We start from the raw sequence: 13,075 nt of genomic DNA, 5'->3' as shown, positions 1-13,075 counted from the left end.
TATACGAATTAGTACCAACAGCAACTAAAGGTGAAGAAACTGGTAAAGTTGTTGCTGGAGAAACTAAAGAAGTAACATACGTTTATAAAGAAGTAACTGGTGATGTAGTAGTTCACTATGTTGACACAGAAGGTAACAAAATCGCAGCTGATAAAGACGACCTTAAAGGTGCATCTCTAAGCGAAAAATATGATACTGCTGTTGATAACAAACCAGAAAAAATCACTGCAGAAGACGGAACTGTATACTACATTACAAAAGCTGGTCTTAAAGATGATTCTAAACCAGAAACTGGAAACGTAGTTGAAGGTAAAACTGATGTAACTTACGTTTATGAAAAAGCTGGATCAGTAATCGTTAATTACCAAACAGAAGACGGAACTCCATTAGTAGGAACTGCAGACGGTAAAGATATTGCTTCAGGTGCTAAAGATACTGACAATGGAAAACCAGGTTCTGAATACAACACTGCAGATAACGGAATGAAACCAACTCGTATCACAACTGCAGAAGGAAAAGTATACGAACTAGTCCCAGCATCAACTAAAGGTGATGAAACAGGTACTGTAGAATCAGGTCAAACTAAAGAAGTAACCTACGTTTATAAAGAAGTAAAAGGTAATGTAGTAGTTCACTATACAGATGAGGCAGGAAACAAAATTGCTGAAGATGCTAAAGATACAACAGATGGATCAATTAGCACACCATATGATACTTCTGATAACGGAATGAAACCAGAACGTATTACGACTCCAGAAGGCAAAGTTTACCAATTAGTACCAACAACAACTCAAGGTGCTGAAACTGGTAAGGTTACTGAAGGAACTACAGAAGTAACCTATGTTTATAAAGAAGTAACTGGAGATGTAGTCGTTCACTACGTTGATACAGAAGGTAACGTAATTGCGGAAGATAAAGAAGATACGAAAGGTGCTTCTCTAAACGCTAAATACGATACAACTGACAACAAACCAGAGAAAATCGAAAAAGACGGAACTGTTTACTACTTAACAGAAAAAGCTCTTAAAGATGACTCTAAACCAGAAAACGGAGACGTAGTAGAAGGTAAAACAGAAGTAACATACGTTTACGAAAAAGCTGGACAAGTAGTCGTTCATTACACTGACGAAAAAGGTAACACTATTCAAGCAGATGCTGTTGATACAAAAGACGGTAAACCAAACTCAGACTACAACACTGCTGATAACGGAATGAAACCAAACCGTATCACTACTCCAGAAGGTAAAGTATACGAATTAATCCCTCAGTCAACTAAAGGTGATGAAACAGGTAAAGTTAAAGCTGGAGAAACGACAGAAGTAACTTACGTCTACAAAGAAATCACTGGTAATGTCGTCGTTCACTACGTTGATACAGAAGGAAACACACTTGCTGAAGATACGAAAGATGTAGAAAATGGATCACTAAGTGAGAAATATGACACAACTGACAACAAACCAGCTAAACTTGAAAAAGATGGACAAGTTTACTACTTGACAGCTAAAGAATTGAAAGACGGTTCTAAGCCAGAAAACGGTGCTGTTGTAGAAGGAACTACAGAAATCACTTATGTATACGAAAAAGCAGGAAACGTTCTTGTTCATTACGTAGACGAAGCTGGAAACACTCTTCAAGCAGATGCTGTTGATACAAAAGATGGTCAACCAGGAGCTAAATATGATACTTCTGATAACGATATGAAACCAACTCGTATCACTACTCCAGAAGGAAAAGTATATGAACTCGTACCAGCATCAACTAAAGGTAACGAAAACGGAAGTGTTGAAGCAGGTAAAACTACAGAAGTGACTTATGTCTACAAAGAAGTAAAAGGAAACGTCGTCGTTCACTATGTAGACGAAGCTGGAAACACAATCGCAGAAGACATTAAAGATACGACTGATGGATCTGTAAGCTCAGCATATGACACAAGTGACAACAAACCAGCTACAATCACTACAAAAGATGGTAAAGTATATGTACTTGTACCAACTTCAACTAAGGGTGAAGAGTCTGGTAAAGTAACAGAAGGAACAACAGAAGTTACTTACGTTTATAAAGAAGTAACTGGAGATGTAGTAGTTCACTACGTTGACACAGAAGGCAACGTGATTGCTGAAGATAAAGAAGATACTAAAGGTGCTTCTCTAAACGCTAAATACGATACAACTGACAATAAACCAGCAACAATCGAAAAAGATGGTGTTAAATATTACTTAACAGAAAAAGCTGTTAAAGACGATTCTAAACCTGAAACAGGAGATGTAGTAGAAGGTAAATCTGAAGTAACTTACGTTTACGAAAAAGCAGGACAAGTAGTAGTTCACTATGTAGACGAAGCTGGAAACACAATCCAAACTGACGCTGTTGATACCAAAGACGGTAAACCAGGAGCTGCTTACAACACTACTGATAATGATATGAAACCAACTCGTATTACAACTGCAGAAGGAAGAGTATACGAATTAGTACCAGCATCAACTAAAGGTAACGAAAACGGAAGTGTTGAAGCAGGTAAAACAACAGAAGTAACATATGTGTACAAAGAAATTAAAGGAAACGTAGTCGTTCATTATGTAGACGAAGCGGGTAACACAATCGCAGAAGACGTTAAAGATACTACAGACGGATCAGTAAGCTCAGCATATGACACAACTGACAACAAACCAGCTACAATCACTACGAAAGATGGAAAACTATACGTATTAGTACCAACTTCAACTAAAGGTGATGAAAATGGTAAAGTAACAGAAGGAACAACAGAAGTAACTTACGTTTATAAAGAAGTCAAAGAAGGTACTACAAATGGAGGCTCACTCACTCCATCTCAACCAGGTTCTCCATCAACACCTTCAACAAACCCAACAAGTCCGGTGAAACCGACAGACCCAAGTCAACCAACAACACCGGCTAACCCAGCAACTCCAACGATGCCATCAGCACCAGTAAATGGTAAAGCACCACAAGCTCCAGTAGCTCCATCAGAAGCTAAAGGACAAGCTGAACTTCCTAATACTGGTACAGAAGACCATGCTAGCCTAGCAGCACTTGGACTTTTAGGTGTCTTGAGCGGATTTGGGCTTGTTGCTCGTAAGAAAAAAGAAGACTAAATTTAATTAGATTTTCTGATAAGAATAAGGAGTAGGATATCATATCCGCTCCTTTTTCTATGTAAATATGAGGTAATTTTTAAGCTTTTTTGAAAGTTATTAATCATATTTCTGAAGCTATTAATTATCTTTGCTTTTTTATATATCAACATCGATTAAAATATCGAATTGCTTGACATAGTGAATAGATAGAGTTATTATATATATTATACAATAGGTGAAGTCAGGGATTTTCTTAGTATCTATTTAAGGATTTTACTGACTTTTCTTGGTGTAAATAAAAATATAAGAAAAGGAGTAGTAATGTACTCACGAATAAAAAAATATCATGGACAAAAGGTTCAACGATTTTCAATCCGAAAGTATAGTTTCGGTGCAGCATCGGTAGCAATTGCTGCGCTTATGATGTTTGGAGGTGGAGCCACTGCAAAAGCTGATACTATTCAAGGAAACGATGCAAGAACGAGCTCAAATTTGTCTAATCCACAGTCATCGCCATCTCAAGAAAGCTTAAATCACGAAGAGAATGTTGCGAGCCCTGATACCAAGAGAGAAGAAATTCCTTCTAAAGATCCAGTTTCTAAACCAGTAGTAACTTCAGCTGAAGCTTTAGTTAATGAAGATAAGCTAGTACCAGAAAATATTGCAAAGGTAGACTTCAGTAAGTTATCGGAAGCGATTTCACGTATTCAATCAGCTATCGATAAAGTTGAAATTAGTAATAAAACATCAAAAACTATTGAGGATGCCAAGGCAACACTATTAGAAGCTCAAGCTTTATCAGCAAATGATAAAGCAACTCAGGTAGAGGTAGATAAAACTGTTGCCAGATTAGGAGAAAAGGCTTTTGTAATTGAGAGCATGCCAAAAGTGTCTCCTGCTGTAGAAGATAAATCAGAAACAGAAGCTAAAGTAGAAAAAACAAATAAAAACCAAGATCCACGAAACGGAAAAGCAATTCCTGGTAAAGGGGAAAGTGGATTTAGAGCGACTCCTACTGGTGTAGGGGAACAAGCAGCGGAAGGTCCTACTAGTAATAATAAAAGAGGGGTAGGAGCTAACCCAATAGATAACGTTATTTCAAGTTTGAAAAATCAATTTGGAGATATTGATTTTAATACTCAAGATGTTAAAACAAAATCCGCAACTGTTGAAAATCAATATTCAAGAAATAATGCTTCTAGTCCAAAGCCAGCTCCAGTGAAGCTTGGTAAAATTACATATAATTGGAAAGAAAAGAGAATTGAAAATGAAATTGATGGATGGAAAATAGAAGGGACAAATAATTATGTAACAGCGATTAAACCAGAAGCTCCAACAGAAGTTGCAGCGGATAGACCTGCTGGATTTGATCCGAAACCATCTAAAGTTTACGATAATAATGGAAGTATTGACAGACAATACAATGATACTCCTGTTCCAGGAAATCCATTAGCACCTAATAAAGCTAATCAAAACTATGCAAATGGTGTTAACTACTCAAGTGTACCTGGTGTTCCTTTAAATAATGCAGCACATTCAGCTGTAGGGAAAGATTATTATATTCAATTAAATAAGAAAGGTACACAAATTTCGAAAGAATTTAATGTTAATCCGAACTCTAGATTATACCTAAGTGTTCTAACAGGTGGTGCCTATGGGAATATGGGTACTGCTGGTACTGGTGAAAAAGTAGAAATTACAGTTAGAGATGCAGATACAGGTGAAGTTTTAAGAACGCTAACAGATGCGAATAATCATAATGAAACTACACACGTTTCAACTCCGTATGGTGATGGAGGGAATGGTAATGGTTTTGGTTTCTGGAGAACGATTATCAATACTCCAAATACTACTAAGAAAATTAAAGTAACCATTAAAGCATTAGAGGATGGTCCCGCATTTAATAAAACTTATCCAGTAAAAGGAAAAACAGAAATTGAAGATGGATACTTTGTTGGTGGAGTTAACTTAACTGTTGGTGCTGCTTTAGAAATGACGACAGATGTTGTTCGTAATAATACCACGTCCGCTTATGGAGAAGACACTCTCTATAAAGACAAAGAATCCGGTCAATTAAGAGTTACTGTGAAAAACGTTGGTGGGTTACCAACGTACGGCGCTTATGAATACACAATTAAAATTCCTGAAGGTGTCGAATTAAAAGATTCTCTAAAAAAAGCAAATGAATGGAATTGGCCTGGTCCTTTCCAAGTCGTATCGTATGATGAAGCTACAAGAACGCTTAGATTGAAATTTAATGCAGGGGATTCAGATCCAGCAAAGAATGGGACAAGAACATTCGGTATTGATTTCACAACGGCAAAAAATTTCAAAGGGACAGCTACTTTTAAGGTAACTGCAGAAATTAAAGAAGGATTTACAGATTTACAAGGCAACAGAGTATTAGAAAATACAGGTGTTGTAAATCCAAATAGTCCATATAGAAATACATTCAATGCTCTAGGAAATACAGACAATCCAGATTACTACTACAACAAAACAATTTACATCGATACGATTAAACCAGTAACTCCTACTGTGGAACCAGTTCATACTGATAGCATTAATGGAGAAAAAACTGATAAAAATCAACCAACAGAATTATTAATTTCTGTCCCAACAGAAAAAGATACTAATTTAACAGATGTACCTAGAGAAAAACAAGATATCGCTGACAATGATAGAAACAATGGAACGGACCGTGATGCTGATACTGAGGTAGACAATATTAAAGAAGCTATTGGTGGAGTAACTTCAATGAAAGTTACGTTACCAAATAGTAAAACTCCAATTACTTTAAATAAAAAAGAAGACGGTTGGTATATTGGTGAAACAAAAGTTGAAGTACGCGATGGTAAATTAGTTGTACCAGTTCCAAAAGGGACAGATTTGACAGAAGCGAATGAGACAACAAATCCTGACAAACGTATCAAAGTTACTGTGCTTGATAAAGCAGGTAACGAATCAGATCCAGCTTATGCTAATGTTCTAAACGAAGCTCCAACAGTAGCAGTTGAGAAAAAAGACTTATATGTTTATAAAACTAAAGAAGCTGACAAATGGAACAATGATAAAGTTCTAGAAAAAGCGAAACCATCTGCAACTGACTTAGAAGATGATCGTGATGGGGTTGATTCTACTAAACCAACAATTGCAGTAAGTGATGCAGGTAATCTAGATACAACTAAAGTTGGAGATTACACTGTAAAAGTTCAATCAACTGATAGTGAAGGTAAGAAATCAACAGAAACAAATGTCACTGTTCATGTCTTAGACTTAATTAAAGTAGACCCTACAGTAACAACTGATCCAACAAATCCAAGCACAACAGCTCCAGTATCTCCAAAAACAGCAGATACACCTGTAAAAGAAGGAGATGAAAACCTTGGTAAATATCCAGCAGGAGTTACTCGTGAGGACTTAGTTAAAGAAGTTACACGTACAATTAAGTATCTAAAAGAAGAAGATGCAAACAAAGATAATGCTACTCCTTTATATGCTGAAAAGGTGCAAAAAGTAACTTACAAACGTACAGCAACAGTTAATCCTGAAACAAAAGAAGTAACTTACTCTGATTGGGAAGTTTACAATGAAGCGGATAAACTAACTGATGCTAAAGCAGATGGTACTAATGGTAAGTATAACTCAGTTGAATCTCCAGTTATTAATAATTATTTATTAGTGGATAATGCGGATAAACTTGTTCCAGAAAAAGATGCTCCTAAGCCAGCACAAAATGGAACAGCAACTTCTGAAGTGAAGAAAGTTCTTTATAAAGAAATTGGTTCATTTGTACCTAACTATCCAGCAGGTAAGAAACCACAAGGAGCACCAGATAAGATTTCTTATCCAAATAACCCGACTGATCCAACAGTTCCAGGTGATTTTAGCACGATAACAATTCCATATGTTCCAGGTTATACTCCAGTATATAATGGACAAGAATTGACACCGAAAAATCCAAATGATCCAACTCAAGGCTATAAAGTTCCAGATGGATTTACACCAACGGATAAATTTGGGGAATCACCAATTACATATACACCTTCTACTCAAACAGCTAAAGTAGTGATTGAGAAGAAAGTCGATGGAGCCGCAAATGAAGTGGTTTCTAGCTTTGATTTAACAGGTAAATCTGGTTCAGAATTACCAGCAAATACAGATATTGACAACAAAATCAAAGAACTTAAGAACCAAGGTTATGAAGTAGAAAGTGATGACTATAATACTCAGGATAATCATCATCCAATTTTTGATGACAAGGAAGATATTAACCCAACAGATGGTTCATCATCACCTTCTCAAACATTTAAAATTGTGGTTAAACCTAGAATCATTGAAGTACCTTCATCAACACCACATGAAAAAGATAGTCCAGTAGATCCAAATGGGGATACCCCAGAACTTAAATGGCCTGAGGGATTAGCTGAATCTGACTTGAACACAACAGCTAAACGTGTGATTTCATATGTGAAGAAAGATTCAGATACAGCAGCTGAAGAAAAAGCTAAGGATGATACTGTTCAAACGGTGCCATTCACAAGAAAAGCAACCGTTAATCTTGTCACAAAAGAAGTAAGCTATACTGATTGGGAAAATCCAAATAAAACATGGGATAAAGTTGGAGTAGATGTTCTACCAGGATATATTGCTGATAAAAAAGAAATTCCAGCTAAAGAAGCAGCAACCCCTGCAAAAGATACAAAAGTAATCCCTGATGAAACGGATAAAGTTACTTATACGAAGATTGGAAGCTGGATTCCTGTTGATCCAACCACTGGTAAGGATGGAGATCCGATTCCATTCCCTAACGATCCAAATGATCCAACCAAGACTGGTGAAATTACACAAATTATTCCTCATAAAGATGGATATACTCCAAAAGATGGAAATGGAACACCATTAGAACCAGTAAATCCTGCAAATCCAGAAGAAGGTTATAAACCACCAAAAATTACGGATCCAAAAGCAAATATCAAGATTACCTATGATAAAGACGATCAAAAAGCAAAAGTAAAATTTGTTTCAGTAGATGATGAAGGTGTTGAAACACCATTAGATACGAAATATAATATTGATGATCTTGCTGGTAAATCAGGAGATAAAATTCCAGAAGAAAAAGTTCAAGCACGTGTTGATGTTTTGAAATCTATGGGATATGATGTTGTAGATAATCCATTTGATCAGGATCCAACGTTTGATACTAAGAAAGAAATAGATCAAGAGTTTACAATTAAAGTTAAACCACAAGTTTCAACTGCAAAACCTGTTTATGTAGTAGAAGGAGATAAACCATCTTCAGAAAAATTAAAAGATGCTGTTACTACTAAAGGAAATGAGAAAACAGTAGATGAAACTAAACTTCCTGATACAACTGATAAAGTTGGGGATGACACATTAACAGCTCCTGTGACAGTGACATACGGTTCAGGGGATAATAAACGTGAAGAAACTGTTAATGTACCGATTAAAGTTGTTGAAGGATATCCACAAATTGTCCCAGTAGATCCAAAAGAAGCTCCAAAAGCAGAAGATAGTATCAATCCAGATGATTATCCAGCTGGTTCTAAATTCACTTACGAAAAAGAACCAGATACAACAACACCTGGAGATAAAGGGGTTAAGGTTATTGTTACTGATGAAAATGGAAATGAACTAGTAAGAGTTCCAGCAACAGTACGTGTAGTTGACAGTATTCCACAATACGTTGTGGCTGATAAAGCTAATAAACAACCAGAAGCTAAACAAAGTATCACACCGGGTGAATATCCAGACGGAACGGAATTTACTTATGAAACTCCAGTAGATACAACTACATCGGGAGAGAAAGATGTAGTCGTTGTGGCTAAAGTTAGTGAAGATACGATTGTTAAAGTTCCAGCTAAAGTTGTGGTAGTAGATCCTGAAGTGCAATATGTATTTGAAAATCCTCAAAATACACAACCAGATCCATCTGAAAGCATTAATCCTGATCAATATCCAGACGGAACTAAGTTCACCTATAAAGATGGTGATGTAGATACAACAACACCTGGAGATAAGAAAGTAACAGTAGTTGCGAAAGATGGTGAAGATAAACTTGTAGAAGTCCCTACGGTTGTTAAAGTATTACCAGTTGTTAAACCAACGGGAGTAACAGTACTTAAAGATAGTACAGATTTAGAAACAATGGTTAAAGCAAAAGCTCAAGAAGTGGTGGATGCATTACCAAAAGATAGTATTCCTGCAGGTGTAACAGTAACTGTTAAAGAAGTGAAAGAAAAACCTGAAACAACTGCTACAGGAGAACAAAAACCAGCTAAGGTAGTTATTGAATATACTGATGATAAAGGCCGTGTAGTTGGTTCTAAAGAAGTAGAAGTTCCGGTAACGGTAGTTGGTTCAACATCAAAATCATTGGTAGTCTTTGAAGGTGATACAGTAGAATCTAAAACTGTTCAAGATGCAGTAACACCAGGAGCTAATGGAACTAGAGGTAATCCTGTAATTCCAGAAGACCTAACAAAAACAACAGGTAAGAAAGAAGTAACGGTCCCTGTAACTTACGACGGAATTAAAGATTCAGAACAAGTGAAAGTACCAGTGACAGTATTGCCAGTTGCTAAAGGTGAAGTAACAGTACCAAAAGGTGAAACTACAGATAAAGTTAAAGAAGTAGCTAAAGCTAAAGCAGAAGAAGTAGCAAGCTCAGCAGATTTCAAAGCTAAATTACCAGATGGTGCCAAAGATGTAGAAGTTGGAGCGATTACAGAAGAAGTGCTTGCAACCATTACATCGGAAGCAGGAACAAACAAAGGAATTGTAAAAGTCCCAGTAACCTATACAGTAGATGGCGTTAAGTATACAAAAGATGCAGAAATTACTGTAAATGTCGTTGGTTCAAATGCTGATCAAGTATACGTTGTTGAAGGCGACAAACCTGAAATAGCTAAAGTAAAAGATGCAGTAACACCAGGACAAGGTGGAACAGTACAAGATCCAACAGAAGCTGATTTACCAGATACAAAGGATAAAGTTGGAGCAACCGATGTAACAGTACCAACTAAAGTTAAGTATGCAAATGGTGAAGAGACAGTAAAAGTCCCAGTGACAGTATTACCAAAAGTAACCCCAGAAGGTGTAACAGTTCTTAAAGATAGTGATAAGCAAGAACTAGAAAAAGCTATTAAAGAACAGGCTGAAAAAGCAGCTAATAACGTGAAGGGACTTCCATCAGGAGTTACTGTAACAGTTACAGAAGTTAAAACAGGAACAGTACCACCTACAGCAACAGTTGGTGTACAAATCCCAGCGACAGTAGTGGTAGAGTATGTGAAAGATGGTAAAGTAGTTGCGACTAAAGAGGTACCTGTACCTGTTAACGTAGTAGAAGTCGTTCCAGTCTCAATAGAGACACCAGTCACCTCTACCCCATTAACACCAGAGGATTACACAAAAGGCATCAAGATTCCAGAAGGTGGCAAGGTCACAAATGTTGAAAACATTCCAGACTTGACAACACCAGGTAAGAAAGATCCAGTTAAGGTAACGGTTGAATTACCAAATGGCAAAGTGATTACAGTAGAGGTTCCAGTAAATGTAACACCTGTTAAGGAAATTGAAACTCCAGTAACGAAAACTCCATTAACCCCAGAGGATTACACAAAAGGAATCAAGATTCCGGAAGGTGGAAAAGTAACCAATGTTGAAAACATTCCAGACTTAACAACTCCAGGTAAGAAAGATCCAGTTAAGGTAACGGTTGAATTACCAAATGGAAAAGTAGTCACAGTAGAGATTCCAGTTAATGTAACACCTGTTAAAGAGATTGAGACACCAGTCACCTCTACCCCATTAACGCCAGAGGATTACACAAAAGGAATCAAGATTCCGGAAGGTGGAAAAGTAACGAATGTTGAAAACATTCCAGACTTGACAACACCAGGTAAGAAGGATCCAGTTAAGGTAACGGTTGAATTACCAAATGGAAAAGTAGTCACAGTAGAGATTCCAGTTAATGTAACACCTGTTAAAGAGATTGAGACACCAGTCACCTCTACCCCATTAACGCCAGAGGATTACACTAAAGGCATCAAGATTCCAGAAGGTGGCAAGGTCACAAATGTTGAAAACATTCCAGACTTGACAACACCAGGTAAGAAAGATCCAGTTAAGGTAACGATTGAATTACCAAATGGAAAGACAATTACTGTTGACGTTCCAGTTAATGTAACACCTGTTAAAGAGATTGAGACACCAGTCACCTCTACCCCATTAACGCCAGAGGATTACACAAAAGGAATTAAGATTCCAGAAGGTGGCAAGGTCACAAATGTTGAAAACATTCCAGACTTGACAACTCCAGGTAAGAAGGATCCAGTTAAGGTAACGGTTGAATTACCAAATGGAAAAGTGATTACAGTAGAAGTTCCAGTTAATGTAACACCTGTTAAGGAAATTGAAACTCCAGTAACTAAGACCCCATTAACACCAGAGGATTACACAAAAGGCATCAAGATTCCAGAAGGTGGAAAAGTGACCAATGTTGAAAACATTCCAGACTTGACAACTCCAGGTAAGAAGGATCCAGTTAAAGTCACGGTTGAATTACCAAATGGAAAAGTGATTACAGTAGAAGTTCCAGTTAATGTAACACCTGTTAAAGAGATTGAGACACCAGTCACCTCTACCCCATTAACGCCAGAGGATTACACAAAAGGAATTAAGATTCCAGAAGGTGGCAAGGTCACAAATGTTGAAAACATTCCAGACTTGACAACTCCAGGTAAGAAGGATCCAGTTAAGGTAACGGTTGAATTACCAAATGGAAAAGTGATTACAGTAGAAGTTCCGGTTAATGTAACACCTGTTAAGGAAATTGAAACTCCAGTTACGAAAACTCCATTAACACCAGAGGATTACACTAAAGGAATTAAGATTCCAGAAGGTGGCAAGGTAACGAATGTTGAAAATATTCCAGACTTGACAACACCAGGTAAGAAAGATCCAGTTAAGGTAACGGTTGAATTACCAAGTGGCAAAGTGATTACAGTAGAAGTCCCAGTTAATGTAACACCTGTTAAGGAAATTGAAACTCCAGTAACTAAGACCCCATTAACACCAGAGGATTACACAAAAGGCATCAAGATTCCAGAAGGTGGCAAGGTAACGAATGTTGAAAATATTCCAGACTTGACAACACCAGGTAAGAAGGATCCAGTTAAAGTCACGGTTGAATTACCAAATGGAAAAGTGATTACAGTAGAAGTCCCAGTTAATGTAACACCTGTTAAAGAGATTGAGACACCAGTCACATCTACCCCATTAACGCCAGAGGATTATACTAAAGGAATTAAGATTCCAGAAGGTGGCAAGGTCACAAATGTTGAAAACATTCCAGACTTGACAACACCAGGTAAGAAGGATCCAGTTAAAGTCACGGTTGAATTACCAAATGGAAAAGTGATTACAGTAGAAGTTCCAGTAACTGTTACTCCAAAAGCGACTCCAGCTCCAAGAGAAACAGTTAAAACTACCCCAATCGTAGTAGAGGTTGGAACTCCAATTGGCAAAGATGATGTTAAGAAACATGTTGAGTTACCAAAAGGTGCCGAAATCGTAGAAGTTGGAGAAATCCCAGCAACTGATACGGCAGGACAAAAACCAAGTGTTAAAGTAAAAGTGAAACTACCATCAGGAGAAATCGTAGAGGTAGAAGTCCCAGTAACAGTCATACCTAAGCATGTTGAACCATCAACTCCAAACCAACCAGCTTCTCAACCATCAACACCTAAAAATGTTGAAGTTCAAAAAGAATTGCCTAACACAGGTACAGAAGCCGACTCTAGCTTAGCAGCACTTGGACTTTTAGGTGTCTTGAGTGGATTTGGACTTGTTGCTCGCAAGAAAAAAGAAGACTAATTCTAATTAGATTTTCTGATAAGAATAAGGAGTAGGATATCATATCCGCTCCTTTTCTTTTTGGGATTGAGATGAGAGTTATC

At 37.2% G+C, this 13,075-nt stretch carries 2 protein-coding genes; both read left to right on the top strand.

All coding sequences use genetic code 11. The features are described from left to right. Positions 1-3,110 (top strand): MucBP domain-containing protein (locus CBI42_RS09710; protein WP_142294097.1); only part of this gene is annotated, 3,110 nt, incomplete at its 5' end. 303 nt (positions 3,111-3,413) lie between these two features. Continuing rightward, positions 3,414-12,992, top strand: a complete 9,579-nt coding sequence (locus tag CBI42_RS09705) for a Rib/alpha-like domain-containing protein (protein ID WP_094753877.1) — start codon at positions 3,414-3,416, stop codon at positions 12,990-12,992. Positions 12,993-13,075 lie beyond the last annotated feature (83 nt).

The organism is Streptococcus sp. KR (assembly GCF_002238115.1).
In the GTDB taxonomy this organism is placed as follows: domain Bacteria; phylum Bacillota; class Bacilli; order Lactobacillales; family Streptococcaceae; genus Streptococcus.
The sequence above is the reverse complement of the archived record's forward strand: the minus strand, read 5'-3'. Positions and strand labels throughout refer to the sequence as shown.